This is a genomic window from Trichormus variabilis 0441, from assembly GCF_009856605.1.
In the GTDB taxonomy this organism is placed as follows: domain Bacteria; phylum Cyanobacteriota; class Cyanobacteriia; order Cyanobacteriales; family Nostocaceae; genus Trichormus; species Trichormus variabilis.
The window spans coordinates 2,780,866-2,807,211 of sequence record NZ_CP047242.1 but is presented as its reverse complement, the minus strand read 5'-3'; the positions used below and the strand labels follow the sequence as shown (position 1 = coordinate 2,807,211).

At 41.5% G+C, this 26,346-nt stretch carries 24 protein-coding genes; 9 read left to right on the top strand and 15 right to left on the bottom strand.

What is annotated here, in order from left to right:
• Positions 1–105 precede the first annotated feature (105 nt).
• The gene (locus tag GSQ19_RS11410) at positions 106–972 is read right to left on the bottom strand and encodes a polysaccharide deacetylase family protein (protein WP_011318073.1); all 867 of its coding nucleotides are present in this window, start codon (positions 970–972) and stop codon (positions 106–108) included.
• Positions 973–1,422: 450 nt separating this feature from the next.
• A complete protein-coding gene (locus GSQ19_RS11405) occupies positions 1,423–2,808 on the bottom strand; it encodes an ABC transporter substrate-binding protein (RefSeq protein WP_011318072.1) in 1,386 nt (461 codons plus the stop codon).
• Between the two features lie 81 nt (positions 2,809–2,889).
• On the opposite strand from GSQ19_RS11405, the gene GSQ19_RS11400 reads away from it, so the two are divergent.
• Positions 2,890–3,648 (top strand): YebC/PmpR family DNA-binding transcriptional regulator, encoded by a 759-nt coding sequence (locus GSQ19_RS11400; protein ID WP_011318071.1) that lies wholly within the window; start codon positions 2,890–2,892, stop codon positions 3,646–3,648.
• Between the two features lie 54 nt (positions 3,649–3,702).
• Here the strand turns inward: GSQ19_RS11400 and GSQ19_RS11395 are convergent, their stop codons facing one another.
• The gene (locus GSQ19_RS11395) at positions 3,703–4,515 is read right to left on the bottom strand and encodes an Rpn family recombination-promoting nuclease/putative transposase (protein WP_011318070.1); all 813 of its coding nucleotides are present in this window, start codon (positions 4,513–4,515) and stop codon (positions 3,703–3,705) included.
• 345 nt (positions 4,516–4,860) lie between these two features.
• Here GSQ19_RS11395 and GSQ19_RS11390 point away from each other — a divergent pair, with 345 nt between their 5' ends.
• A complete protein-coding gene (locus GSQ19_RS11390; RefSeq protein WP_011318069.1) occupies positions 4,861–6,120 on the top strand; it encodes an FAD-dependent hydroxylase in 1,260 nt (419 codons plus the stop codon).
• Between the two features lie 59 nt (positions 6,121–6,179).
• Here GSQ19_RS11390 and GSQ19_RS11385 read toward each other — a convergent pair whose 3' ends face one another.
• From GSQ19_RS11385 to GSQ19_RS11375, 3 genes are all read right to left on the bottom strand, one after another.
• Positions 6,180–6,500, bottom strand: a complete 321-nt coding sequence (locus GSQ19_RS11385) for a PadR family transcriptional regulator (protein WP_228119664.1) — start codon at positions 6,498–6,500, stop codon at positions 6,180–6,182.
• Positions 6,501–6,512: 12 nt separating this feature from the next.
• Positions 6,513–6,848, bottom strand: a complete 336-nt coding sequence (locus GSQ19_RS11380) for a hypothetical protein (protein WP_011318067.1) — start codon at positions 6,846–6,848, stop codon at positions 6,513–6,515.
• 265 nt (positions 6,849–7,113) lie between these two features.
• A complete protein-coding gene (locus tag GSQ19_RS11375; RefSeq protein ID WP_011318066.1) occupies positions 7,114–10,005 on the bottom strand; it encodes a sensor histidine kinase in 2,892 nt (963 codons plus the stop codon).
• Between the two features lie 138 nt (positions 10,006–10,143).
• Here GSQ19_RS11375 and GSQ19_RS11370 point away from each other — a divergent pair, with 138 nt between their 5' ends.
• Positions 10,144–11,274, top strand: a complete 1,131-nt coding sequence (locus GSQ19_RS11370) for a quinone-dependent dihydroorotate dehydrogenase (RefSeq protein ID WP_011318065.1) — start codon at positions 10,144–10,146, stop codon at positions 11,272–11,274.
• 77 nt (positions 11,275–11,351) lie between these two features.
• Here the strand turns inward: GSQ19_RS11370 and GSQ19_RS11365 are convergent, their stop codons facing one another.
• From GSQ19_RS11365 to GSQ19_RS11345, 5 genes are all read right to left on the bottom strand, one after another.
• Positions 11,352–12,095, bottom strand: a complete 744-nt coding sequence (locus tag GSQ19_RS11365) for a thioredoxin domain-containing protein (RefSeq protein ID WP_011318064.1) — start codon at positions 12,093–12,095, stop codon at positions 11,352–11,354.
• A 146-nt stretch (positions 12,096–12,241) separates the two neighbouring features.
• Positions 12,242–12,616 (bottom strand): DUF2237 family protein, encoded by a 375-nt coding sequence (locus GSQ19_RS11360; RefSeq protein ID WP_011318063.1) that lies wholly within the window; start codon positions 12,614–12,616, stop codon positions 12,242–12,244.
• Positions 12,617–12,808: 192 nt separating this feature from the next.
• Positions 12,809–13,825: an adenosyl-hopene transferase HpnH gene (gene hpnH, locus GSQ19_RS11355; protein ID WP_011318062.1), complete on the bottom strand. Its 1,017-nt coding sequence runs from the start codon at positions 13,823–13,825 to the stop codon at positions 12,809–12,811.
• An 87-nt stretch (positions 13,826–13,912) separates the two neighbouring features.
• A complete protein-coding gene (hpnA, locus tag GSQ19_RS11350; protein ID WP_011318061.1) occupies positions 13,913–14,896 on the bottom strand; it encodes a hopanoid-associated sugar epimerase in 984 nt (327 codons plus the stop codon).
• Entirely contained in the window at positions 14,896–17,595 is a 2,700-nt protein-coding gene (locus GSQ19_RS11345; protein ID WP_011318060.1) for an efflux RND transporter permease subunit, read from the bottom strand. The genes hpnA and GSQ19_RS11345 overlap by 1 nt, the downstream gene beginning before the upstream one ends.
• 139 nt (positions 17,596–17,734) lie before the next feature.
• Between GSQ19_RS11345 and GSQ19_RS11340 the strand changes: the two genes are divergently transcribed.
• Positions 17,735–18,427 carry a 5'-methylthioadenosine/S-adenosylhomocysteine nucleosidase family protein gene (locus GSQ19_RS11340; RefSeq protein ID WP_011318059.1) on the top strand — a complete coding sequence of 231 codons (693 nt, stop codon included), beginning with the start codon at positions 17,735–17,737 and terminating at the stop codon, positions 18,425–18,427.
• 20 nt (positions 18,428–18,447) lie between these two features.
• Here GSQ19_RS11340 and GSQ19_RS11335 read toward each other — a convergent pair whose 3' ends face one another.
• Both GSQ19_RS11335 and ssuE read right to left on the bottom strand, forming a co-directional pair.
• Positions 18,448–18,693, bottom strand: coding sequence for a DUF7219 family protein (locus tag GSQ19_RS11335; RefSeq protein ID WP_041456035.1), 246 nt, complete (start codon positions 18,691–18,693; stop codon positions 18,448–18,450).
• Positions 18,694–19,180: 487 nt separating this feature from the next.
• Positions 19,181–19,747 (bottom strand): NADPH-dependent FMN reductase, encoded by a 567-nt coding sequence (gene ssuE, locus GSQ19_RS11330; RefSeq protein WP_011318057.1) that lies wholly within the window; start codon positions 19,745–19,747, stop codon positions 19,181–19,183.
• Between the two features lie 489 nt (positions 19,748–20,236).
• Here ssuE and GSQ19_RS11325 point away from each other — a divergent pair, with 489 nt between their 5' ends.
• Positions 20,237–20,767, top strand: a complete 531-nt coding sequence (locus GSQ19_RS11325; protein ID WP_011318056.1) for an MgtC/SapB family protein — start codon at positions 20,237–20,239, stop codon at positions 20,765–20,767.
• 27 nt (positions 20,768–20,794) lie between these two features.
• Here the strand turns inward: GSQ19_RS11325 and GSQ19_RS11320 are convergent, their stop codons facing one another.
• Positions 20,795–21,256 carry a hypothetical protein gene (locus GSQ19_RS11320; RefSeq protein ID WP_011318055.1) on the bottom strand — a complete coding sequence of 154 codons (462 nt, stop codon included), beginning with the start codon at positions 21,254–21,256 and terminating at the stop codon, positions 20,795–20,797.
• Between the two features lie 136 nt (positions 21,257–21,392).
• Here GSQ19_RS11320 and petN point away from each other — a divergent pair, with 136 nt between their 5' ends.
• The 4 genes from petN (at position 21,393) to GSQ19_RS11305 (ending at position 25,858) form a co-directional block, all read left to right on the top strand.
• Entirely contained in the window at positions 21,393–21,482 is a 90-nt protein-coding gene (petN, locus tag GSQ19_RS11315; RefSeq protein ID WP_010998401.1) for a cytochrome b6-f complex subunit PetN, read from the top strand.
• 7 nt (positions 21,483–21,489) lie between these two features.
• Entirely contained in the window at positions 21,490–21,651 is a 162-nt protein-coding gene (locus GSQ19_RS29705; RefSeq protein WP_011318054.1) for a hypothetical protein, read from the top strand.
• Positions 21,652–21,953: 302 nt separating this feature from the next.
• The gene (locus tag GSQ19_RS11310; protein WP_011318053.1) at positions 21,954–25,064 is read left to right on the top strand and encodes a GAF domain-containing protein; all 3,111 of its coding nucleotides are present in this window, start codon (positions 21,954–21,956) and stop codon (positions 25,062–25,064) included.
• 356 nt (positions 25,065–25,420) lie between these two features.
• Entirely contained in the window at positions 25,421–25,858 is a 438-nt protein-coding gene (locus tag GSQ19_RS11305; protein WP_011318052.1) for a hypothetical protein, read from the top strand.
• A 13-nt stretch (positions 25,859–25,871) separates the two neighbouring features.
• On the opposite strand, the gene GSQ19_RS11300 is transcribed toward GSQ19_RS11305, so the two are convergent.
• Entirely contained in the window at positions 25,872–26,324 is a 453-nt protein-coding gene (locus GSQ19_RS11300) for a hypothetical protein (RefSeq protein WP_011318051.1), read from the bottom strand.
• Positions 26,325–26,346 lie beyond the last annotated feature (22 nt).

The following is a 26,346-nucleotide window of genomic DNA, read 5'->3' as shown; positions in this document are numbered from 1 at the left end:
CTACGGTTGGCTAGTCCTCAGCTTTAAATTATGTATATACATGGCTGTATGCAAAAACTAGGGAGGATTAAGGTATATACATGGCTAAAGTAGCTCCCTAATTCCTTATTGACACACCTGATTACTAATTGGAGCTAAGTCCTCAACCATCTTGATAATTTGTTTAGGTGATTTAGTGTAATTAACTATTAATCGAGGAATTTCATAAGAATTATGTTTACAAGTGTAATTTAAAGTTTCGTCATTATATAAATACCCGGATAAATAATATCTAGAAACATATAACTCTACCTGTTTATTATAAGCTCCATAAGGATAAGCAAAATGAGATGCTACCTTTTGTTCTGGATCTAAATCTTGTGTACATTTTCTGAGGATACTTCTAGATTTTAAAAGTTCATGCACCAGTTCTCGCCGGGATAATTTGGTTAAATCCTTGTGATTTAATCCGTGAGATTGAATATCATAAAAACCTTTTTGTAAACCTTCCCTGATTTCTTGGCAACTCAAATGATTTTTACTACTACTTGTTTTTTGAGCTAAACGACTGGGATTAATAAATAAGACTATTTTTACCTTTATTCCATATTTTTTTTCTAGCTTATATAAAATAGGTAATAGCTTGGTATGTACTGATTTATATCCATCATCAAATGTCAACATTATCGGCTTTTTTCGCCGATGTTCTGCCGGAATTTCCTGGGATTTAGTTAAATGAAAATTATATAAATCTTCTGTGCTTAAAAACCAATAGTTGTTAATAATTAAAGACTCTAAAAGTTTTTCTAACTCCTGTTTTGAGTAGTGCATCTCCTCTGGAGATAAAGCTGATATAGTCTTATTACTTTTCGTATCTAAAATGCCGTGAAATCCTAAAATAGGTACTATAGGCTCAGTAGTTCTAAAATTGAGTACAGCTAGAGAAATTATAGAAACTAAGGCTAAACTAAAAGGAAAATTTTGAGTAGTCATTGCAGTAGTAGTATTGCCCTGTTATGTCAGCATTGAGGTAAAAAATTCTGAAATTTTTGAATCAGGTACTTTTAACTCAAAAGTAAAGCAGCAATTACTTTTTATACCACAATGAATTGGGGATTTGGCAATAAAGTATATTGTGGATTTTCAAATCGTATATTGGTAACGTGTGATTTGTAATTGAAATTAGAGCGTTTTTCAGCCAAGCATTTACATGGTGGGCAATGCCCACCCTACTGTCTTCCTAATTACCAATTACCAATTCCAAAAACTATATTTACACAACCAGTAAATTGAGTTAATTGCTATTAATTAGGGACTTCCAGATAAAAATATCCAAAATTTAGGGTGCGCTACTTACCATAAAACCTAACTATACTCAGAAATTCTTCATACTGACGCACCCAACCAAAACATCAATTTCGGGTAATTTATTTTTTTGTTCCCTTATTTGAAAATCAAATCTAAGCGCTGCTGACTAGCTTTTAGGGCATCTGCTGGGGAACTTTTACCCATCAATACAGTTTCCACTGCCCGACCCACACTATCAGAGATTCGATTATAACCGGGGAAAGTAGGACGCGATCGCGCATATTTAGCCTGTTCTAAAAATACCTTTGCTTGGGGTACTTTTTTCACAAATGCCTGATATTTTGCACTTTCGCGGGATTTTAAATTGATTGGTAAATAACCGGTTCCCAATGCTAACTCTGTTTGAAATTCCTCACCAGCCGCATATTCAAGAAATTTAAAAGCTGCCTTTTCTCTTTCCGGTTTAGATTTAAAAATATAAAGATTTTCGCCGCCAATTACAGTAGCAGGTCTTTGCCCCACCGGAATAGGGAATACATCAAAATCAACCCCACTAGTTTGAAACTCCCCTAAAGTCCAAGGCCCGGTTAATTGCATCGCTACTTTACCAGCTAGCAAATCGTTGGTTTCATAACCTCTTTCTGGGCCTGATAACACAGCCGAACCATCTGTTATTAAATCACGCCACAATTGTAAAGCAGCGATCGCCCCAGCATTATTTTCTAAAGTGACACCAGCCGCATTCTGTGAATCTTTGCTTACCAACTCGCCGCCTCCACTCCACATAAATGGTAGCCAAGTAAAAACGGTAAACTCACCTTTGCCTAAAGGTAGTACCATCCCATGTTGATCAATTCTTCCATCACCATCGGTATCACGGGTCAATTTTTTGGCAACTTCCCGAAACTCTTCCCAAGTCTTAGGTAATTGTGTAATTCCCGCCGCCTTAAACAAACTGGGACGATAAAAAACGCCAACATTATTTGTAGCAAAAGGTACTGCCCAAGTTTTACCCTGGTATTCCACAGCCGGGTATAAGCTGGGGTCAATTTCATCTTTAATTAGTGAACTTGACAACATTTCGTCCAAAGGAACCAAGGCATTTAGTTCTACTAGTTGCCCTGTAGTTGCTGGGTTGTACCACAAAATATCCGGGGACGCATTACCTACGACAGCTGCCAAAATCTTCGGCATTTGTTGGTCTTGTTGTCCAGCGTAAATCGCATCTACCTGAATATCTGTATGGCTTTGGTTAAACTTATCTACCAGCTTTTGAAAGACATCCCGATTAGGTGGCGGATTCACCCCATGCCATAAAGTTAAATGAATGACTTTATCTGCCTTCATGCCATTTTGGATTACCTGACATCCACTAGTAACCAATATTCCTACTAGAAACAGCGATAGCCAACGATATCGGTAAAATCGCCAATTTTTTCTTTTTACCCTAGAATCATCAGAGGCGAAAAAAAACCGCGCACAGTTTTGATAAAACAGATTAATCAATTTTTTAACTTTCATGGACAGAGTGAGGGACTATTGACTAATGACTATTGACCATTAACCATTAACTTTGGAAGAGAGATTTATTAGCTTTAGATTATGGCAGGACATAGTAAATGGGCAAACATTAAGCGCCAAAAAGCGGTAGTAGATGCCAAGAAGGGTAAGACCTTTACTCAGCTATCGAGGGCAATTATTTTGGCAGCTAGAAGCGGGATTCCAGACCCATCGGGAAATTTTCAACTCCGTACCGCCATCGATAAAGCAAAAGCGGCTGGTATTCCTAACGATAATATAGAACGGGCGATCGCTAAAGGTGCAGGTACATTTGGCGGCGATAACGCTAGTTTAGAGGAAATTCGTTACGAAGGTTATGGCCCTGGGGGTGTAGCGATTTTAATTGAAGCTTTGACTGATAACCGCAATCGCACGGCTGCTGATTTACGAGTAGCTTTTAGTAAAAATGGTGGTAATTTGGGTGAAACTGGCTGCGTTAGCTGGATGTTTGATCAAAAGGGTGTCTGTGTTGTCTCTGGTGTTGTGGATGAAGACCAGCTTTTAGAAGCATCCTTAGAGGGTGGTGCTGAATCTTATGAAATGACCGAGGATGAGACAGCCGAGGTGTTTACAGAAGTAGCAAATTTAGAAATTCTCAATCAGACACTCAAAGACCAAGGCTTTAAGGTGACAGATGCCGAGTTGCGCTGGATTCCCAGTAATAATGTAGAAGTTACTGAACCAGACCAAGCGCGATCGCTGCTCAAATTGATTGATACTCTAGAAGGGTTAGATGATGTCCAAAATGTGACATCTAACTTTGAAATGTCCGAAAATCTTATGGCGGTGAGTTTCGCCTAGATAAATGTCTCATCGCTGGGGAAGGTAGGAAATCAAAATTTTATACCTCACTCCTTAAGAAGACGATTGTTCTGCGGCTTGTCTGACCAAATCAACTTCTAATTCCAAAGCCTCAGCGATTTGTTCTACACTCAATCCCAATTTCAAAAACTTAGGCACTGCTTCAAGCTTACCCTCCAGTTTACCTTCGAGTTTACCTTCGAGTTTACCTTCCTCTTTTGCCTCTTGATAAACCTTTGTATTCCTAATAGCATCCAAACCCAACATAGTTTCTACCTCTTCCCTGCTAAGTCTGGGAAACTTATAAATTACTACTGTCTCAATAAATTCTATAATTTCTTGCTGGGTAAGCGCATCCGTTAACTGCTGTTTAGCTTGCCCAATTAGTTGTTTAGCTTTTCCGGCTGTTTCACTTTCGCTTTCCACAATTAGCTGCACAATACCAACACCGATTGAGGTATTGTCAGTTTTTCCCAGTTCATTTAAATAAACTCGTTGTATTAGGGAACTGTTGAGTAAAAAGCGATAAGGTCTAGGTTCTTTCGGTTCCACACTCTTTCTGGGAAAGATAACCACAGCACGCCATTCATTTGCTGGCTGATACTGGTATAAATAGAGAAAGATTTCGGCAAAAACTCGCTGGTAGAAAGCTTCGTCTTTCTGAAACTGCACTTCCAGAAAGTAGATTGGTTGATTAGGGTTGCCAGATATGGGTAAAAATACCCCGTCTAGACGAAAAGACTGTTGTTTAAGTTCAATGGATGTGAATTGATAGCCGCTAGTATCAGTTTCCGGTTGACCAATTAATTCAAAAAATACATTGGGGAAAGTCTGAAATAGGCTATAAAAAAGGGTGTCAGTTTTCACAGTTGGCAGAAATTACATTTACCCTGAGGAGATTTAGGAAAATTTTAATACAGAAAGTAGCTGCTCTTCCGGCTTTTTCTCGTAACAAGACTAGGTGACGCATCCACACCACGAAAGTATGGAAATTTCTCTTCCCAGTCCATACCAATTCAAAATTCGTCTTGGAAAGTTTGCTCAACGGGGGGAACCCCCGCACGCAACTTTCCGCAAAATTCACAATTAAGAATCAAGACAAGCATTTGGGGCTATGTATCTGTCGCATTCTTTTTTCAAATTGGTATAACTTGCTCAAACAGGGGCGATCGCGTAAGAATAATAGTTAGAATGCCTTAATCTCTCTTAACAATGGCGCTAACGCAGATTACTCAAACTGTTTCTCCTCAACCGACACCGCCAGAACTGCGAAAATACGACTATGATTTGGTCATCGTCGGCGGCGGAATTGTTGGGTTAACCCTAGCTTCGGCATTAAAAGATTCTGGCTTGAATATACTGTTGATCGAGGCTAAAGTCTCATCCGCAGCAGTAGCCAAAGGTCAAGCCTATGCAGTTCATCTGCTATCAGCGCTAATTTACCAAGGAATTGGTATTTGGGATAAAATTCTGCCTCAGATTGCCAAGTACCGCCAAGTCCGCCTTTCTGATGCTGATTATCCTGGTGTGGTGGAGTTTGAAACCACAGATTTAGGGACACCAGAATTAGGTTATGTAGCGGAACATCAAGCGTTACTGGAACCTCTACAGGAGTTTGTGCAGAATTGCCCAAATGTGACATATCTTTGTCCGGCTGAGGTGGTGAGTACCAATTACCAGCAAAATGAAGTAGTCATCGCTGTTAAAATTGCCGATCAATTAAACACAATCCGTAGCAAATTACTGGTAGCCGCAGATGGATCGCGATCGCCTATTCGTCAAGCGGCGGGGATTAAAACTCACGGCTGGAAGTACTGGCAATCCTGCATTGTCGCCTTTGTCAAGCCAGAAAAACCCCACAACGATACAGCTTACGAAAGATTTTGGCCTAGTGGCCCCTTTGCGATTTTACCTCTACCAGGGAACCGTTGCCGCATCGTTTGGACAGCTCCCCACGATGAAGCAAAAGCCCTGTGTGCCTTAAATGATGAAGAATTTTTACAAGAACTTAGCCAACGCTTTGGCAAGCAGATGGGTAAGTTGGAATTGTTAGGCGATCGCTTCGTTTTTCAAGTACAACTCATGCAAAGCGATCGTTATGTTCTTCCCCGTTTAGCTTTAGTTGGCGATGCAGCGCATAATTGTCATCCTGTGGGTGGACAAGGATTAAACTTGGGTATCCGAGATGTCGCCGCTTTAGCCCAAGTTATCCAAAAAGCACATCAAGCTGGTGAAGATATTGGCAACATTCGGGTATTGAAACGTTACGAAAGCTGGCGACAAAAAGAGAACCTAGCCATTTTAGGGTTCACCGATATGTTAGACCGGATGTTTTCTAACCAATTCCCTCCCTTGGTGTTTGTTCGTCGTTTGGGTTTATGGTTTTTGCAAAGTGTACCCGCGCTAAAAACATTTATGCTCAAGTTAATGATTGGATTGAAGGGGAAAACTCCAGAATTAGCCAAACGTTGAAAGTTTTGTGGGAGTAGTTTGGTGTGTGCCAACGTCAGTGACAGCAACTCAGGATGATTTTAATCCTCCAACAATTCCCCAAATAATTCCCGTACCTTTTCTTTGGCATTCTCTAGAGTGATTTTACCTAAGTCCGTGGCTTGGTAGAGTCTACGACTTTGCCGCCCGGCTTTCTCCTCAACAGAATATAAATATCCCTTACGTTCCATATCGTGTAGCATCGGGTACAGTGTGCCAGCGCTGAGTTTATAACCGTGGCGTGCCAGTTCTTCAATAATACCTAGCCCAAAAACTGGCTCCTGAACTGCATGATGCAGAATATGAAGCCTAATTAAACTTGAATAAAACTCTCGTCCATCCATTAAGCCAGACTTTTGCAACCCCTAAAAACTTTATTTTCCTCCATATGAGGTGTTTTTGAAAAAACTACAAATAAACTCACCTGGATCTTTGCGTTGAAATGTCACTAAAGTTCCATCTTGTTGCAATTTAAACTTGTGCCGACAATTATAGACTTCTAGTGGTCTTTTTTCTCCGTCAATAGTAATACTTGCCTTGTATTCCCAATAATTTTTAGCACTACGATTAATGTTAACAATACAAATATGCTGACCATGATAGTTACGGCATACGGCAGCTACAGCAGGTAATGCCACAGCATTTGAGACAATTAATAGCAGTATTAATGCAATATATTTGTATATCTTAACTTGAATATCCTTAAACATTAGTAGGGGTATAGGGGTAGGCTGTTGACTTTGATGAGATTTACCGATTTTTTATTTATAAAGTTTTGGTGTCTTCATTGGTGAAGCAAATTAAATGAGTAACGAGTAAATACCCATTATTATCACTTGTTACTTAAAAAGCGCCAAAAATAACTTTTCTCACTGCGAATTTTACTCAGTCAGGAAAGGAAAGGATTGTGCATGAATTTTTAACACCTGAAAAGGTACAAAGTCAACAGCCTACCCTGATACCCCTAATGAAAAATTACGAACTAATTTCAGCCAATGGCAGCACTAAGCGGCTAACGACTCGATTATCAGTTGATTGATAGATATCCAATTCCCCGCCTAGTTGCTGTATTAGTTGTTGGCAAATTAACAAATTTAAATTGGGCGATTGAGCAAAATTGCAGAAGGCCAGAATATCGTTGTGAGTTTTCTGTTGTATCTCTGTGAGTAATTCTGCTGGAATTTTACCGTTATCTGTAATTGATACTTCTAAAAATTGCTTATCTATATGACGACACCAAATATCTATTCTGCTGCTGTTAGGAGAACGATGACAGGCGGCGAGCAATAATTCGTAAAGGACTAGTTCAAATTTTACAATATCGCCAGCGATCGCCATTGTTGATAGATTCGCTGGGGTGGAAACGCCTTTGAGTAATGCACCACTATTGGTTACTTCCTTTTCTGTTTGGGCTTGTGCCAAACCGTGGACACCAATCCACAACTTTTGTTCTTGAACTAATTTATCTATGCGTTCGAGCGATCGCTTGAGTAAACTGGCTATGGGCATAGTTTCCCAGTTTATATGTAACTGCCATTGTTCCAGTTTGACCATTGAGGTGATGGAAGTAAATGTATGGTCTAACTGTTTCAGTAAAACTTGATACCGTGTATGTGCCATATCATTTGTAGGAACGCCCAGATCATACATTTGTTTCAGTAAGTTTGTAGTCGTGCGCTGGACGCTTTCCAAACGACGATGTTTGTACCAATTGAGTTGGCGCAACTCCTGGGTTGTAGACTCTAGACGCTGACTAATTTGTTGTTGACGACGCAACCAAGCAAGCTGATCAATTAAAATTTTGCCAGCATCAAGACGATGTTGTGGCCAGTGGCGTTCTCGATGGTCTGCCAACAATACAACTCCCGTAGGTTGGTGATCAACTCCAGTTCGTAAAGCCATTAATAAAACTTGTCCAATCCCCTCACCATGTAACCATTGGCGTGTTTCTGGAGGTAAATGATCTACACTGACATTTAAGTAACTATTTTCCACCAGCGCCCATTGAATTACAGCTTCATATTGAATGGAAAGTTTGGCTGATACCTCAACTTCAAATCGATTATCGGGAATTACCCCAGGGATAATTTCTGCTGTAGACTCGCCATGTGACCAAGATAATAACAGTGCCAAAGGGCAGTTAAACACAGAGGCCATTTGCCTAAGTGCTGCACATTCCAAATGATTTTTTTCAGTTTCGCTGTTTTCGCTCTCAGTTCCGTCTACAATCTGTAGACATTCTTGGATACTCTGGAGAACTTGTTGCTGTTGTTCGTTATTCTTTTGTAGTCGCCACTGTTTGACAACTACCCCTATTTGTTGACTCACAACCCACAGCAGTTCCCTCTCTAGGTTCGTCCAACTGCGATGGCTGGTGTGGGTGACAACTAATAATACTTCTGCTTTCGGATCTTGAGTGCAATTGCAAATTAACAGCGATCGCGCGCCATGCTCTAATAAAAGAGGCCGCCAGTTAAAAAACCGTAAATCTGCTTCTACATTTTCTACTGCCACTGTAGCATTTGCAGTTTTCAACATCTGTCTATCAGTCTGCGACAATAAACCGAAGCTACAGCTTAGAGGACGGCGATGGTGGGGCTGAGTTTGATAAATAACTTGATAATTATTCTGGTCAGGGTCGTAATGTAAGAGTAAAAAACGAGTAGCATTAAAGCGATGTAATACTTTAGCAGCACAAACCCGTAAAGTTTCCTTCCAGTCTTGGTAAGTGTAGATACTTTGAGCCACTTCACTAGTTAACTGGGAATCTTCTTGAATTTGTTTAATAATATTTTCTATTTTGTCGTTAGGTGCTACCAGTGATAGAAACCCCGCCGCACCTTGAACAAAATTTTTATCAGCTTCCGTCCAGATGCGTGGTTCATAACCTTCTACCGCCAGAAATCCCAACAGGTCTTTCTGCCAAATAATCGGGGCTGCTAAGAGCGATCGCACCCGCAGACGTTGCAACAGTTTAGCTGTAAACTGGCCTTCTAAGGAACTGCGAGCATCACCAATCCAAATAATTTTATTAACCGATAAAGCATAATATAAATCACTTAAGTCTTGCACCGTCATCCCTGCGGCTGACTGTTCACGGTTAGTTTCCCGACCAATATTGACTAATTGATCGCCCATCCGACACCAAAAATAGCGTCCTTGCCTTTCAAACCAGTAAATATTTGTACGACTGGGGGAAACGAAACTATGGGTAGCTTCTACTACCGCCTTTAGCCTTTCCTCTAAATTATTCAGATTACGGATATTTTCTAGTAGTTGTAATAATGGCTCATCAGGACGCTTGACTTGCTTTTGTTGCAAACTTATTTCCTGTTGATAGAGACTGGCTGCTAGTTCACCTAAAACCATCATCAGACGAGCTTTAGCATCTTCTGGTAGCAAATAACCCCAACGTTCTGAACCGAGTAACAGCAATCCCATGCAGCTGTTTTTATGACGCATGGGTAGCATGATTGTTCCTTGGATATTAAATTTTGTGCCAACTTCTCGCCATTCTCCAGCCCGTTTTTCGTTGCGGATATCTGCAACCCCTAAGGGAGACTGTTGAATTACTACCTGTTCTAATAAATCCCCTGGTTGTAGAACCAGCCGTCTACGTAAAAAGTTAATGTCGCTACCAGGCGCGATACCCCCTTTACCAAATAAAGTGTGTTTCAGGCGATCGTAACTAGCAATCCAAATCAGCTTGTAGTTAAACTCACGGTGAATGTAATTAATAGTAGTTTCAATCAGAACATCAACATCATCTTCCTCCCTGAGGATTTGCAGAACACGTCCTAAGGCAAGAATTGGTTGTTCGGCGGCTATTGATTTATGTGGCTGCCCCATCTGATTTTTGATCAACATAACTTGTAATATATAAGATGCCCAAATTACCCACACTAATATCTTTACGTGTATTGATTGATATTTCGGGATGAAAGGGACTGGGAACTGGGGACTGGGGACTGGGAAAAGAAAATTATTGGCAACTGACTCTTGACTATGGATATATATAAATTTGCAGTTCGTCCACTTTTATTTGATTTGGTGAAGGCTGATCCGGAGTGGTTGCATCAGCAAACAATGAGGAGTTTGAGTTGGCTGTCACACACAAGCGATCGCACAAGTACTAAGTGGGTGCAAAATATCTTACAAAAGTCACTGTGTATAGAAGATTCTCGGCTGGAGCAGAATTTGTTTGGCTTAAGGTTTCCCAATCCTGTGGGTTTGGCTGCTGGCTTTGATAAGGATGGTGTAGCAGCTAGGATTTGGTCTAGTTTGGGTTTTGGCTTTGCGGAACTAGGAACAGTCACATTTGTCGCACAACCCGGTAATCCTCCCCCGCGTCTGTTTCGCCTGCCGTTGGATCAAGCGGCTCTTAACCGCATGGGCTTTAATAATCATGGTGCGGCGGTGATGGCTACACGCTTGGCTGATGAAAAAGGACTGTTTTCTATCCCTATAGGTATTAATTTAGGTAAATCTAAGGTGACACCCTTAGAAGCAGCCGCCGAAGATTATTTAAATAGTTTTCGCTTACTCAAGGAATTGGGTGACTATTTTGTAGTTAATGTGTCTTCTCCCAATACTCCGGGTTTGCGATCGCTCCAAGATGCCTCGATGCTCAGTTCTATCTTGGATGTTTTACAAAAAGAAAATCAATCACATAAACCAATATTTGTCAAGATAGCGCCGGATTTAGAATGGGAAGCGATCGCTGACATTATTGGATTAGCTAAAACCTACCAATTAGCAGGGATTATCGCTACTAACACCACAATTCGCCGTGATGGACTGAAAACTCAAGTGATTGAGCAAACAGGCAAAGCACCCCAAGAAGAAGCTGGCGGAATTAGCGGTGCGCCAGTGCGCGATCGCTCCACGGAAATCATTCGTTTTATTTGGCAGCAAACCCAGGGAGAAATCCCCATCATTGGAGTTGGGGGCATATTTACCCCTGAAGATGCTTGGGCAAAAATTACTGCTGGAGCCAGCCTGATTCAAGTTTATACGGGCTGGATTTACCAAGGGCCAATGATGGTGAGCCAGATTTTAACTGGGTTGCTGGCCAAGTTAGAAGAACATGAATTAAATTCCATCAGCGAAGCTATAGGCTTAGAATTTAAAAGTTAATCAGCCAATAGTCAATAGTCCACAGTCAATAGTTTATTAACGATGACTGAGCAATGACCAATAAAAACACTGTTGCCTTAATTTTCTTCTAATGGGAAAAATTCCTTAGTTCTTTCGGAAAAAGTCCAGGCAATTCCATCAGGATCGCGGCTGCGCGTCCATTCTGGAAAATCTGGATCATTGCGTCGTTTGTAAACAGTGCTGGAATATACATTGAGACGCTTCGCCAGTTCTGATTGAATCAGGGAACCGAAAATTAGCTGTCTTTCCAGATTTGGTTTAACTTCGTGATGAGTCACTGGTGGTAATTCAGCTTCAGGTTCAGTTTCAGGTTCAGGCTCTGCTAAAACTGGTTCTGGTGGTGGCGGTGGCGCTAGGAGCGATCGCGCTTCTGTCGTCACTGGTTGAGATGCCAACTGTTTCGCTGGCTCACTACTATCGAGGATGTTACCTAAAATGCTGGCTGTGATGAAATAGTAAACTTCACCGCCTTCTCCAGCTGGTAGTAAACTTGCCCCAAATTCTGAAGCTTTACCTTCTAAATAACGTTTTGCCGACGGGCCGGGAAAATTGCCACGAATTGCTAAATCCATAGGCGTAATTTTGCCTTGGTTTTCCCGAACTAACTGATTGAAAATTGGGTTCACTCGCTGACACCACTGTTGCCATTGATATTCTTGGAAAATTTTGAAACCAATGGCTATAACAATTAGTGCCAGCAAAAATCTCCAGGTAGAAACCAGGAAAATAACCAAAAACGATATTGGCAAAAGTAGAACGAGAAACGCCTTCCCGCCACTTTCTAATGTTTTTTCACTCATGCCGATTTTTGCCAAGCGAATTTTTTGGGAAATAATATATTATATTGGCAAAAATTGTGACAAGTTTTTGTATATTTTGGCAAAGTCACGGCAAAAGTGTTGGGGATTGGGGAAAAATTTATTCCTGAGTTTCAATTCCCCAGTCCCTAATCCCCATTTATCAGAGCGTGTTTTTGCAAATCATCTAGAGAACAGACTTCTAATGCTCTGGCATGGGTGGCTGTAAGAATTACAGGTGGTGCAACTCCGGCTTCCAGTGCTTCTTGCCAACGAGCTGCACATAAACACCAGCGATCGCCTGGCTGCAAACCAGGAAAATTATACTCAGGATAGGGTGTACTCAGGTCATTACCACGAGATTTTGTAAACTCCAAAAATTCTGCTGTCACTTGAGCGCAGACAACGTGCATACCAGTATCGTAAGCTCCCGTTTGGCAAAATCCATCACGATAAAACCCAGTTACGGGAGAAGAACAACAAAGTTCTAATTCTGTGCCAATTACGTTTTCCGCCTGTGCCATATTGAATTCCTTAATTATTTCAAATATTGGCTATAGGATTCATAGTTGATTTCTGAAATATAAGTAGAGTAGGCATTGCCAACCGTGTCATGGTTTTGGTGGGCATTGCCCACCCTACAGATACTTGGATTTTTATGCACAAGCACAGACTACGCCAACAATAATCTGATGAGTGCTGTTACCCAATCCCTACTATCTACCAAATACACTCCCAAGAGAGCGAGTAATATTTTGCGGTTGCATCGCATCCATTGCGGCTGTAGGTTCGTAGCCACAGTGAACCATACAATCTGCACACTTAGGATTACCACTGGCGCGGCCGTATTTGTTCCAGTCTGTTTCTGCTAGCAGTTGCTTGAAGCTGGTGTAATGTCCTTCATTCAAAAGATAACAAGGTTTTTGCCAACCGAGAACGCTATAACTAGGGCTACCCCAAGGCGTGCATTCATAATCTTTCTCACCGACAAGAAAGTCTAGGAATAAGGGGTTGTGGTTAAAATTCCAGTTTTTCTTGCCTGTTTTATAGGGGGTGAGGATTTCTCGAAACAGGGCGCGTGTTTGTTCTCGTTTGAGAAAATGGTCTTGATCTGGGGCCCAGTCGTAACTATAACCGGGGGAAATCATCATGCCATCAGTGTTGAGGGTTTCTAGGAAATCGAAAAATTCCTGCATTTCCTGGGGATCACAACCTTCAAAAATAGTCGTGTTGGTGGTGACGCGGAAACCTCTGGCTTTGGCAGCTTTGATGGCTTTGACGGCAATATCAAACACCCCTTTTCGATCTACACATTTATCATGCCACTCTCGCAACCCATCTAAATGCACACTAAAAGTCAAGTAGGGAGATGGTTGGAATTTATCTAGGCTCTTTTCCAATAACAAGCCATTAGTACACAAATAAACATACTTTTTTCGTTCCACTAATCCCCTGACAATCTCGTCTATTTGGGGATGTAGTAGGGGTTCTCCCCCAGGAATGGAAACCACTGGTGCGCCACACTCATCTACTGCGGCGAAGCACTGTTCGGGAGTCAAATTCTGTTTCAATATCTCTGTAGGATGTTGAATTTTCCCACAACCAGAACACGCCAGATTACAGCGAAACAATGGTTCTAACATCAATACCAAGGGAAAACGTTTCCGTCCTAAAAGACGTTGAGTAACTAAATACTTACCGATATCGATCGCTTGTTGTAAGTTAACCGCCACTGTATTACTCCTCAATAGTCAATAGTCAGTTGTTAGTTGTCAGTTGTCAGTTGCTAATAGTTTTCTTCTCCCTGCCTCTTTTTCACCTCACTTGACGTAACCTTGGGAAACAAACCAATTCACCGCATCTTTCAGGGCAATATCGACTGGAGATTGGGGTAAACCTAATTCTTTGACGGCTTTTGAGGCATCGTAGTACATGGTTTGTTGAGCCATACGGACACCATCTATAGGGACTGAAGGAGGTTTTCCCAAAGGTGCGAGGATCTTTTCTTCCATCCAGGCGACGCTTAGGGGTAACCAGCCTGGGACAGTCCATTGGGGTGCGGATAAACCTGTGATTTCTGCCAGTTTCTCCAGTAGTTGCTTGAGGCTGAGGTTCTGATGTCCTAAGATATAGCGATCGCCACTTTTCCCTTTTTCCAAGGCCAGTAAATGTCCCCAAGCTACGTCCCGCACATCGATTAAATTCAGCCCGGTATTGACATAGGCGGGCATTTGTCGCCGCAGGAACCGGAGAATAATGTCGCCGGTGGGTGTGGGTTTGATATCCCAAGGGCCGATGGGGGTGCTGGGGTTAACGATGACCACATCTTGTCCCTTGGCTGCGGCCTGTACGGCTTCCTGTTCTGCTAAAAACTTGGATTTTTTGTAATGTCCAATTAGCTTATCTACCGGGCTTTGATAGGTTTCATCGGCAATTGCACCAGAGGGATTTACCCCAATGGCGGCTACAGAACTGGTGTAAACAGTACGTTCAATTCCCGCTTTTTGGGCTGCTTCTAACACCTGAAAAGTACCGAGGACGTTGTTTTGATAAAGTAAATCCCGGTCTTTTTGCCACAGGGAGTATTGGGCTGCGACATGAAACAGATACCGACAACCAGACATCTGTCGCCAAAGGTATTGATTATCAAAATCCCCTTCGACAATTTCCACATCTAAACCCTGTAAATTACCCAGATTGCTCTGAGGACGGACTAGGGTTTTGACTGTGTACCCCTGTTGCAGCAGCAATCGCACTAGATTGGCACCCACAAAACCCGTAGCCCCTGTGACAAAGACCCGCATTAATTTCTCTCCTTGTGGGCAAACCGGGGAAACCAATCGTCCAAAATGGCGTACACCACGGGTATCACAATCAAGCTGAGGATGGTAGAAGTTACCAGTCCACCAGCGATCGCTACAGCCATAGGCGATCGTAATTCTGAACCTGCACCTAAACCCAAGGCGATGGGTAACATTCCTAACAGGGTGGAAATGGTGGTCATGATGATGGGGCGCAAACGTACCGGGCCTGCCTTGAGAATTGCCTCTGTACGGCTTAAGCCAGCTTGGCGCAGTTGGTTAATGTAATCTACTAGGACAATGGCGTTTTTATTTGCTAACCCTAGTAAGAAGACAAAACCAATCAGGGAAATCATGCCAAAGTCACTCTTGGTAAAGAGTAACGCCAGCATTGCACCCACTATGGACAGAGGTAAGGAAACGCCAATTACTATTGGGTCTATCCAACTTTTGAACAATAAAACTAGTACGACGATAATGCACAGTGCTGACAACGCCAAAGTGGAAGCAAAGCTACCAAAAACCTCGCTTTGGCGTGCCGAATCTCCTCCCAAATTTAAGGTGATTCCAGCAGGTAAAATGGGCTGGGCTTCCGCTACTATCTTATCAGTAGCATTACCTAGAGATAAATCCTGTCCCAAGTTAGCGCTGATATACGCTACCCGTTGATTATTCAGCCGTTCAATTTGCAAAACCTGATCCTGAGTATTGGTTTCACCGGTAACTGTGACATCAGCGAATCCAGGTATTTTCTCGATGCGCTCTTTAATTTTCTTAGCAGCTTGATTGAGAGCCTGTAAATCGTTACCGCTTAATGCTACTTGTAGAGGTTTTTGCCCACCCGTATCAACAAATTGAATATCTTCCACACTAGTAGTTACGCCAGGAAGATTAGGCAAATTTGAGCGTAATTGGTCTTTTAATTCCGCCGTCTGGATTTTACGGTCTTCCTTCAGCTTCACATACAGTATTCCTTTATTCGGCTCACCCTCACGAGAACCAACTGTGGTAAACACTGTCTCCACATCTGGATATTTTCTCACTACCTCTTCTAGTTTTTTGGCTACTTCTAGAGAGTCGTTGAGGGGGTTGGGGATTGGGAACTGGGGATTGGGAACTGGGGACTGGGTAATATTGCTTCTTTGTCTTGCTTGTAGCTGTAAAGCTGCCAGATCAGGGATCTTTGGCAAGGGTGCGGTGTAGGTGATGTTGAATTCACCCCTGTCTAGTTTGGGGATAAAGCCTTTTGGGATGAATGGTATTAATGCTATACCAGCAACAAAACTGAGTACGGCTAAGGCAACGACTGTTTTACGATGACTTAAAGACCAGTGGAGTAAGTTGCGATAAAATTGGGTGAATTTTCCCCAGATGTTCGCTTCCTTTCTTTGAGGAGTTTTTGTGACAGGTTTTAGCCAATAGGTAGCTAAAACTGGTGATAGGGTACGAGCAACCAAGGTAGAAGCTATATAGGAAGCCGAAACCGTGATGCCGAATGGCTTGAAGAATTGTCCAACTACTCCACCCATTAAACCGATGGGTAAGAATACGGCTACGGCGGCGGCGGTAGTGGCAACAACTGTTAAGCCAATTTCATCTGTCGCTGAGTAAGCAGCTTGGCGCGGACTTTCACCTTCTTCGATGTGCCGCATGATATTTTCTACATCAAGGATGGCATCATCAATTACACTCCCAATGACCAATGCTAGAGCTAGTAAGGTGATGGTTTCTAAATTGAAGCCAAAAATTGCCATCACGATAAATGTCGCCAGCAAAGACGTAGGAATAGCCAATGCGGAGATGAAAGTTGCCCGCCAATTCCATAAGAAGGGATAAATCACCACAATTGACAACACGATCGCCTCTATGAGCGCATCTATTGTTGACTTAGTAGCATGGCGGATATACTCTGCTTGGGTTGCCGCTAAGGTGAGTTTGACATCTGGGAGATTAGCACGGAGTTTCTGTACTTCTTGTTCAACTCGACTAACAACTTCTAAGGTGTTAGCGTTACCACGTTTAATTACTTGAAATGCCAGTGCTGATTGACCATTGAACCTGACTAGTGTGCCTGCGCCTTGACTAAGAGCCGCAAGGCTATCATTAGCAGCATTCAAGGGAGGTGAGGCAGTCGGAGCGCCCAACAGCGAGACTTTCAGTACTCCTGGTAACTTAGCGATCGCTGGTGTAATCTGGTCTTGAGCTAACTTTGTTAAATCTGCCAAATTCCGAGAATTACTCTCAATGGCATAACTCACAGCAGCAGACTCATTCAAGTTCAAAGGAATCGTTTTGTAACTTGCACCTTGAGGAAGGTTTAACTGCTTGAGTGCTGCTTCGACCTTACTAGTGGAAGTTTCGAGATTTGTTCCTACACTAAAAGCCAGACTCACAGCAGCCTGACCAGGATAGCTAGATGAGCGTAGGTTATCTAGTCCTTCTAAAGAACGCAGACTCTCCTCTATAGGTATGGTAAGCTTTGCTTCAGTATCCACGGCAGTTTTTAGAGGAGCCGTAGCATTTACCACCACTACCGGGAAGGTAATATCTGGAAACAAAGCATACTTAAGGGAACTGAAAGCCAGCGCGCCAGCTACCGCTACGGCAATCCAAAAACTGACAGTCAGCCACGAATACTCAATTGCCCATCGGGAAAAATTGAAGCGTTGTCGTGCCGATTTTGAGCTAGTTAGCTTTACCATCTTGGAAATTCATCAGGCGGAAGACATATTTAATTGTCATGCTACAGTAATCCTTGACACTTTGCGAGTCGAAGAGTAAGTGGGAGTGTAGGGGTCTAGGGATGTAGGGGTGTAGGGGAAAACTATTGACAACTGACTAATGACTATCAACGCAATTCTTGTACCACAAGGTTCTGAATACATGGCTGTGTGTCGCGGCTTAAGTCGAGTCACTATTAAAACGCCTAAAATTATACCAGTGCCAGTAGGTATCAAGCCGTTAACGAAGTACCTCCAACAATTGCCAAAGCAGGAATACTCCGCCTGCGATTTACAACCAAAAGTCCTGGTTATGGGTCTATGTGGCAGCTTAACACCGCAATATCATATTGGGGATGTGGTGTTGTATGAAAGTTGTATTTATCAGGAACAATTGCAAGTCTGCGATTCTGCCTTCACTACAGAAATACGCTCAGCACTAAAAACTCATTATCCAAGGCTGAAGTTAGTTAAGTCATTGACAAGCGATCGCGTTATTTGCTCTGCTTCAGAAAAACGACATCTTGGCAAAACTTTAGGTGCTGATGTCGTTGATATGGAAGGATTTGCTACCCTAGAATATTTCAATGAATCTGGTGTAGCAGTAGCTATGCTTAGGGTAGTTAGCGATGATTGCCATCACGATATCCCTGACATCACAGCAGCCATCAATCCCGACGGTTCTCTACAACCTTTATCCTTAGGATTAAGATTCCTGGGTCAACCTATTGCAGCTGCTCGGCTAATTCAAGGTTCCCTGCGGGGACTAAAAGTGTTGGAAGAAGTGACAAAATTACTTTTTTCTGAATTTTAAATCAGTTAATCAAAAATAAATTAAACAACTTCTATTGACTTTTTGGCGTGTTTTAACTGCTTCCAAAGCAGATGTATTTGTTTATAGGCTTCTTCTGGAGTAATTTTGCCGCCAGTTTGCAAGTTGCAAATGTAATTTACTCGTTGGGAAAATTCTTGTAAGTTTGCATTAAATGCCAAATACTCTGGCTTGAACTGCCCATAGTATGGACTACGAGGATAGAGAAAATCGCACAGTTCCAAGAGAACATCAGACTGTGGGTTCATAGAAGTTTCCATCTCGAATATTTCATAGTTATAGCAGGGTAGACTTGCAGGTAAGCTATTCTGCTTTGAAGTTACACAATCCATCCTTAGGGCTGTTAACTGTTGACTATCAACATCCCTTATTAGTATTTATGCAGTTTAGACGCGTATTAACTTAGCTTGGTTGTCGTGCCTAATTTGCAATTAAATTTATTAGATATTTTAAGTAAAGTAGAAAATAGTAGGAGTAAATCCCACTATTTACTACTAGCAGAGGTTAGGAGACAACTAGGGAAAATTTGTAATTCATGAATTTACGTTAAAGATAAAATTTTTGCCAAGGCAATAGGAATATGTAGGTAAATTTTAATAGTTTTCCAGATTTTAAGAAAAGTAGCAGATAAGTCATGTTTCCCTATCTGCTAACAGAATACGGAGGTATAAACTTGATTAGTCATTAGCCAAATTCTCAGTTTTACCATCTAGACTATTGACTCTGCCAATCAGATTAATTGGCATTAACTAATTCTTGAGTAGCGATGGCAGAATGTTTGACAGATTTAACTAAATCTTTGAGAACTTCTTTAAGTCTTTGATCAATTTCTGCATCAAGTTGCACGCTACCATCGGTTTGACGTTCAATTTGTTTGTCCACAGCGTAAACGGTAGCTAAAATATGTCTGGCTCCTAGTTCACCCAATATGGGTTTTAAAGCATATTCTACTGACAATAAATGAGCGATAGTTCCACCGGTAGCAATTGGTAAAACTACTTTTCCTGTCAATGATTTCTGTGGTAGCAAGTCTAAAAATGCTTTTAGTACGCCTGTGTAAGCAGCTTTGTAGATGGGAGTGGCAATAATAACGCCATCTGCTTTTGCTAATAGGTCTTTTGGTTGTTCTAGCGCTGGGCTGTCATATTTACCAAATACCAAATCTTCCGCAGGTAAATCACGTACGGAAAGAATGTCTACGTGCAAACCTTCTTCTTGTAACAGCTTGGCAGTATGTTCCAGAATTCCGTAAGTTCTGGATGGATGAGAAGGACTACCTGCGATCGCTAGAATACGAGCCATTAGCTTCAACTCCCAATAATATTTTGATACTTTTGAAATACCTGTAACTCTATCGATTTACCGTATTTTATGTTTACAAGTATCACATATTCCTCGTCAGCAAGCAAGAGGCTTTTAGAAAACTACTGTATTCCCACCAATTTAATGTATAAGCTATTCCGCTTTTAAGTTGCATAACTCATCATGAGGTCTGTTGACTGTCAACGGTTAACGGTCAAAAGTTAACAACCCTTATTAGTCGTGATGCCATTTAGGTGAGCTTATTAAGCCATAACTTAAGGCTTGAGCTAAGGATTTTTGACCAAATGGAGAACAGCCTGTGGCTCTGCCCTAGAAATTTTTCAGTATATTAACTTACTTAAAGATAACCTTTTGTTAAACTAAATTTAAATTACGGTAAAACAGTAAGTTTACTGTTCTTAGGGTATTAATGAAGCCTAATGACAGTAAATCTAAAATTTTTTCTAGGAGGAATAGGCAGTGGGAGCGATGTATTTGACCGCTAGTGATTGGCCACACATAGCATTCAGGCTGACAATGGCACTTTTAGTTGGTTGTTTGATTGGATTTAACCGTCAAAAAGGGGGTAGACCAGCCGGAATGAGAACATTTATGTTAGTGAGTATGGGGGCGGCGCTTTTTGTGATGATTCCTCTACAAGCCGAGGGCGACAGCCCTTATGCAGCGACTAATGCTTTGAGTCGCACAATTCAAGGTGTCACAACTGGAGTTGGGTTTCTAGGAGCGGGATTGATTCTCCAAGATTCACCCGGTAAAACTACAGTTCCTAAAGTACGTAATTTAACAACAGCAGCTTGTGTATGGACTGCGGCAGGTTTGGGAGCAGCAATTGGTTGCGGCTTGTGGCAAATGGGATTAATTGGAGGGCTGTTAACTTTGATCACTCTGAGTGGAGTTAAACGCATCAATCGCACAGTCAAGCTGAATAAAAGTGAAGCAAGACAGGTGAATTATGGAACGATGATTAATGACTCTGATGATTCTGATGATGATGACTAAAACTTAAAGTAAAACGAAATAGTTTACTTAGCTTGATGAGAAAGATTTCACCCAACCGATTTGGATAGCCAGATCAAGAGCGATCGCCGCCGTCGCAAACCACAATATGCTTTCACCAGCCATGACTGCAAAAGGTAAGACTGTGTTGCTGCTATTCCACCCCATTTCTAGCTGAGTTAAACCCCGCACCAAACCAAAAGCCATCACAGCACCGTCTTTCAGATGAGAATTTTTATCTGTGCGGATAATATAGCGGTAAGTAATACCGAATAATACACCAGAGAAACCAGCGATCGCTCCACTAAACAACCAAGGCCAATTAACATCTATTTGCAGACTTAAGAGCGAGGAAAAATACTTCGCCAAAACCAGAGTATTCAGCAAACTAGTGATGATAAAAGCCAAACCCAGCGAAAATCCGCCGATTATACCAGCCTTAATGGATTCTATCCGTTCAGCCATTACTTGCCCATCGAAAATTCTATTCATGATAAATTCTGGATTCACAGCAGCGTTCAACTAGAGATGAAACATGAGAAAATTGCCCAATACCCAATCCCTAGTACCCAGTCCCCAGTATGATAAATAGTAGAGACATTTTGTAAATAATTTCCAAAGAGAGACTATGGCGATTTTGACACTTGGTTGGGTATCACTGTTAGTTGTGTTTACTTGGTCGATTGCGATGGTAGTTTGGGGACGTAACGGACTGTAGGGGAATTGTGGAAAGTCCATTCCTAAGTATTTTGGCTCTAGTCGCCTTAGTGCTGTTACTATCTGTTACAGGTGGCGTTGTTTATTTAACGGTAGCAGACTGGCGCGATCGCCGTCTTCAAGAAAATGAAAAGCGCGCACTCCGAAGCAGCACTCCTAAACGGCGATAATTCTCAAGCGACAAATTGAACGCAGTTTTACAAAAATCTTCTTCCAGGGACATGATTATATCGTGTCCCTAAATTTTTATGGCCCTGTGCGTGTTATTAGTCATTAGTCATTAGTCATTAGTTATTAGTTATTCTTCTCTGCTCCCCCTGCTCCTCTGCTCCTCTGCTCCTCTGCTCCTCTGCTCCCCCTGCTCCCTCTGCTCCCCCTGCTCCTCTGCTCCCCACTCCCCGCTTGTTACATTTCTCCTCCTTCAGGGAACTCTGAGATAGAATGCTTTGCGATATTTTAAGTCCTACAGGGAATGGAAAACTCTTCTACAGTAAAACCCATACAAACAAATTCCGGGCCAGAATCTCAACCAGATATGAAGACAGCTCTTTCTGGGGTAATTAGTCGGATTCGCCAGTCTTTGGACATAGAAACAATATTCCAAATTACCGTTACGGAAGTACGCCAACTATTAAATGCTGATCGGGTAGGAGTATTCCGTTTCTATCCTGAGTTGAGATGGGAAGGGAAATTTATTTATGAAGATGTGGGTTCTGAATGGATTTCGGTATTGACATCCGAATTCAGCGATGGATTACCCCCTACTTTAAGCTATCACTGCTTTGCTGAGGAATTTGCTCAACCTTATCAGCAAGGCACAATCAAGGTAATAGATAATATTTACCAAGCGGGAATTAGTGATTATCACATTCAGAGACTGGAAAAGTTGCAAGTACGCGCTAAGGTAGCTGCTCCTTTAATAAAAGGAAAAGAGTTGTGGGGATTATTATGCGTTCATCAGTGTAGTACTCCTCGACAATGGGAAGCATCAGAAATTGAGTTTGTGCAATTAATCGCCGAACATTTGGGAGTAGCTTTACAGCAAGCAGATTATCTAGAACAGGTAAAAGCGCAATCAGCACAACTAGCACAAGCCAAAGCTAGAGAAACAGCCGCAGAATGGCAAAGATGTATGGCGATCGCTATCGAAAAAATTCGCCAATCCCTAGATTTAGAAAGCATTTTCCGCACTAGTACTATAGAAATTAGAAAGCTAGTGAATGCTGACCGCGTAGCTATTTATCGCTTCAATCCAGATTGGAGTGGTGAATTTGTCTTTGAATCTTTTGCTGATGGTTGGATTTCTTTGATCGATGAACAAGAAAAGAAACCGGAATTACGAAAGAACGTCAGCGAATGTAGCGCCAAAGATTTAGCATCTACCCCAACAGTAGATACTTACTTACAAGAAACTAGAGGTGGTAGCTTCACCAAATGTGAAATTTATCGTGTCTGTAATGATATTTATAACGCAGGCTTTAGCGACTGTTACATCAAAATACTAGAAACCTATCAAGCTAGAGCTTACGTAATTATTGCTATTTACCACGGTCAAAAACTGTGGGGCTTATTAGCAATCTATCAAAACGCAGGAGTACGTGATTGGCAAGATGATGAGGTATACTTACTCACCCAAATCAGCACCCAGTTAGGTGTAGCGTTGCAGCAAGCCGAATATCTACAGCAAATGCAAACTCAAGCAAGCGAAATTGCTAAAGCTGCGGAACGACAAAGAGCATTGGCTAACACTGTAGAGAAAATTCGCCGTTCTCTTGATCTTGATACCATCTTTAAAACTACCACTCAAGAAGTGCTAAGTCTATTAGGCGTAGAACGGGTAGCAATTTATCGCTTTTACCCAGACTGGAGTGGTGAATTTGTCGCCGATTCCATTGTTGATGGTTGGACACCCATAGTTAAGCCTCAACCTGTTACAGAACGTCTACTGCTGCAAGAAATACAAGCAGGTAAGTATGCACGGAATGAAGTTTTTGTTCCCATTTCCCAAGGGGATAAGTTATGGGGTTTGTTAGTAGCTTATCAAAACTCCCAACCCCGTTATTGGCAAGATGAAGAAATTAACTTATTGGCTCAAGTTGGTGTGCAGCTAGGTGTAGCCTTACAACAAGCAGAAACCTTGCAACAGTTAAAGGTGCAAGCTGTACAATTGGCTCAAGCCGCCGCACGAGAACGCAAAGCAGCAGAGAGAGAAAAAGCATTAGCAGCCACAGTAGAGAAAATCCGCCGTTCTCTTGATCTTGATACCATCTTTGCTACCAGTACTGAAGAAGTCCGGCGATTGTTGGAAGTTGATCGCGTAATTATTTACCGTTTCCAGCCTGATTGGAGTGGGGAATTTGTCGCTGAATCCTTGGGTAATGGTTGGACACCAGTAAATAAACTTCTCACTGTGATTACAGACGATTGCTTGCAAAAAAGTCAAGGTGAATATTTCGTCAACGGTAAAATTCTAGTTGTTAAAGATATTTACAGCCAAGATTATTCTAGATACCATCTTGCCCTCATCGAAGCGATGGAAGCCAGAGCATATATAGTTGTGCCAATTTTCCAAGGCGAAAAACTGTGGGGATTACTAGCTGCTTATCAAAATACTCAACCTCGTGATTGGCAAGAAGAGGAAGTAGATTTACTAGTGCAGATTGCTAATCAATTAGGCGTAGGACTCCAGCAAGCAGAATTACTCGAACAAACACATCGTCAAAAGGAAGAAATCACTCAAACACTCAAAGAATTACAGGCAACTCAAAGCCAGTTAATTCAAAGTGAAAAAATGGCTGGTTTAGGACAACTAGTGGCAGGTATTGCACACGAAATCAACAATCCAATTAGTTTTATTTACGGTAACATCACCTATGTTACTGAACACATCGAAAATGTATTTCAATTGCTGCATCTTTATCAAAAAAACTATCCTAAACCAAAAGCAGAAATCCAAGAAAATATAACAGCATTAGATTTAGACTTTATTACTGATGATGTACCGAAGATTCTCAGTTCCATTAAATTTGGCGCAGAGCGCATTTCTCAATTAGTCTTATCACTAAGGATTTTTGCTCGACTTAATGAAGCAGAAATGAAAATGGTGAATCTACATGAAGGTATTGATAGTACTCTGCTGATATTACAACACCGCTTGCAAGCAAATACTAATATTTTGGAGATTGAAGTAATCAAAGAATATGGTGATTTACCTGAAATATTCTGCTATGCAGCCCAAATGAATCAGGTATTCATGAATATCATCAATAATGCAATCGATGCCCTAGAAAAGTCAATATTGATAGGTGGAATAGTAGATAAACCACAAATTAAAATTAGCACGAAATTTATCAAGAATAATGCAGTGGTAATTTGCATTGCTGATAATGGTTGTGGGATTCCAGAAGCGATGCGATCGCGGATTTTTGAACCATTTTTTACTACAAAAGAACCAGGACAAGGTACTGGCTTAGGTTTGTCTATTAGCTATCAAATTGTTGTAGAAAAACACGGCGGGCAAATTAAGTGTATTTCTGAATTAGGTAAAGGTTCGGAATTTTCGATAGAGATCCCTATCAAGTAGCTAATAATTTTATCTGTTCTGATGTGCTGAAGAAAAAATCTCCTAGAGAAAATCCGGAAAGATGTATAAATTTTTTGTAGTTACATAGCCACAAAAATGGTTTTTCACCTATCACGACACCCAGGCATCTTGATCATATAGCGGTTTGCAGTTGAGTCTCATACAGACCTAACCCCCACTTCCCTAAAACCTTAAAGCCTCTTTTCTACAAGGAGAGAGGTACTCTATGAGAAGAGCTTCGCTCTATGGAGAGAGGTCAGAGTGTATCGCATACAACCGAGAAGCGCCATATTCGAGATTAGTGTAAAATCATGCAATGAACACTGTTGTACATACGTAAAATCCAGGTATTTTCCATGCTTATTGATAATTTCAGGCTGCATTCCCGAAAATTAATTTGTTGCTTAGGTATTGTCGGCGCGTCTTTGGGTACGATGATTCCTCACGCCGCTTACCCCCAAACCACTAGTGTTCCTGTGATTAGGATTTTAAGAGTTACCGTTGCTGGCGGTACAACTTTTAAGTTGCAAGAGAATTGGTTTCGCCAGTCAACGGAAATTACAGACAATAACAAAAAATGTGGAGTGAGGACAGGGGAAAAGTTTTTTGTTTCATCTATTAGCGATAATCGTAATAATAATGCCGAGTACCGTGAAGGTAATCGGGTGGAAAAAGCCAGAGATTACTATACGGTGACTTTTGATAGTCCATTACCTTGTAATCGCACAAATCAAACATGGTATATATTTAAAAACCATGTAGAGCAATTACAGGCTATACCTATTCGCCGCTAGTATCTTAAGTTTTTCACAGAATTTCTGATAATTTCTGCACCAAACTATTCGCTAAATCCAAAATAGCAATCTCAGAAGTTTTATCGTTAGCTAATAGATGCTTAATAGCAGTTAACCTTTCATCTGTTGGATATTGCCAGCATTCTTCTAGGTTGACTGCTATATCAAATAGTGAGCGATGACATTCTACTGACTGTGGGTCATCGCCTAAATGTTTTCTTAACCTACGAGCTACAATATCATCGCTGATCAAAAATTCTTTGATTTTACTTAGTACCGAACTAGTAAATATTTCTTCATCTCCCCATGTTTCTAACCAATCTCCGTGAGCATCTTCAACGTAAATGTGGATGAAGTTGAGCCCATAATTGAGCCAGTCTTCCTGCATTTTTCTGGCTGTTGCTAATGCTTCTGTAAATTCGTCCACCTGATTTGTGTAGCTATTAGTTTCTCTTTGATTAGCCATATCAAGCTGTAATGGGCAGATA

What these genes read in the sequence shown, in the direction of transcription:
- GSQ19_RS11410 (WP_011318073.1), bottom strand. Translation starts at nt 972, where the DNA reads ATGACTACTCAAAATTTTCCTTTTAGTTTAGCCTTAGTTTCTATAATT.
- GSQ19_RS11405 (WP_011318072.1), bottom strand. Translation starts at nt 2,808, where the DNA reads ATGAAAGTTAAAAAATTGATTAATCTGTTTTATCAAAACTGTGCGCGG.
- GSQ19_RS11400 (WP_011318071.1), top strand. Translation starts at nt 2,890, where the DNA reads ATGGCAGGACATAGTAAATGGGCAAACATTAAGCGCCAAAAAGCGGTA.
- GSQ19_RS11390 (WP_011318069.1), top strand. Translation starts at nt 4,861, where the DNA reads ATGGCGCTAACGCAGATTACTCAAACTGTTTCTCCTCAACCGACACCG.
- GSQ19_RS11380 (WP_011318067.1), bottom strand. Translation starts at nt 6,848, where the DNA reads ATGTTTAAGGATATTCAAGTTAAGATATACAAATATATTGCATTAATA.
- GSQ19_RS11375 (WP_011318066.1), bottom strand. Translation starts at nt 10,005, where the DNA reads ATGTTGATCAAAAATCAGATGGGGCAGCCACATAAATCAATAGCCGCC.
- GSQ19_RS11370 (WP_011318065.1), top strand. Translation starts at nt 10,144, where the DNA reads ATGGATATATATAAATTTGCAGTTCGTCCACTTTTATTTGATTTGGTG.
- GSQ19_RS11365 (WP_011318064.1), bottom strand. Translation starts at nt 12,095, where the DNA reads ATGAGTGAAAAAACATTAGAAAGTGGCGGGAAGGCGTTTCTCGTTCTA.
- GSQ19_RS11360 (WP_011318063.1), bottom strand. Translation starts at nt 12,616, where the DNA reads ATGGCACAGGCGGAAAACGTAATTGGCACAGAATTAGAACTTTGTTGT.
- hpnA (WP_011318061.1), bottom strand. Translation starts at nt 14,896, where the DNA reads ATGCGGGTCTTTGTCACAGGGGCTACGGGTTTTGTGGGTGCCAATCTA.
- GSQ19_RS11345 (WP_011318060.1), bottom strand. Translation starts at nt 17,595, where the DNA reads ATGGTAAAGCTAACTAGCTCAAAATCGGCACGACAACGCTTCAATTTT.
- GSQ19_RS11340 (WP_011318059.1), top strand. Translation starts at nt 17,735, where the DNA reads ATGACTATCAACGCAATTCTTGTACCACAAGGTTCTGAATACATGGCT.
- GSQ19_RS11335 (WP_041456035.1), bottom strand. Translation starts at nt 18,693, where the DNA reads ATGAACCCACAGTCTGATGTTCTCTTGGAACTGTGCGATTTTCTCTAT.
- ssuE (WP_011318057.1), bottom strand. Translation starts at nt 19,747, where the DNA reads ATGGCTCGTATTCTAGCGATCGCAGGTAGTCCTTCTCATCCATCCAGA.
- GSQ19_RS11325 (WP_011318056.1), top strand. Translation starts at nt 20,237, where the DNA reads ATGTATTTGACCGCTAGTGATTGGCCACACATAGCATTCAGGCTGACA.
- GSQ19_RS11320 (WP_011318055.1), bottom strand. Translation starts at nt 21,256, where the DNA reads ATGAATAGAATTTTCGATGGGCAAGTAATGGCTGAACGGATAGAATCC.
- petN (WP_010998401.1), top strand. Translation starts at nt 21,393, where the DNA reads ATGGCGATTTTGACACTTGGTTGGGTATCACTGTTAGTTGTGTTTACT.
- GSQ19_RS11310 (WP_011318053.1), top strand. Translation starts at nt 21,954, where the DNA reads ATGGAAAACTCTTCTACAGTAAAACCCATACAAACAAATTCCGGGCCA.
- GSQ19_RS11305 (WP_011318052.1), top strand. Translation starts at nt 25,421, where the DNA reads ATGCTTATTGATAATTTCAGGCTGCATTCCCGAAAATTAATTTGTTGC.
- GSQ19_RS11300 (WP_011318051.1), bottom strand. Translation starts at nt 26,324, where the DNA reads ATGGCTAATCAAAGAGAAACTAATAGCTACACAAATCAGGTGGACGAA.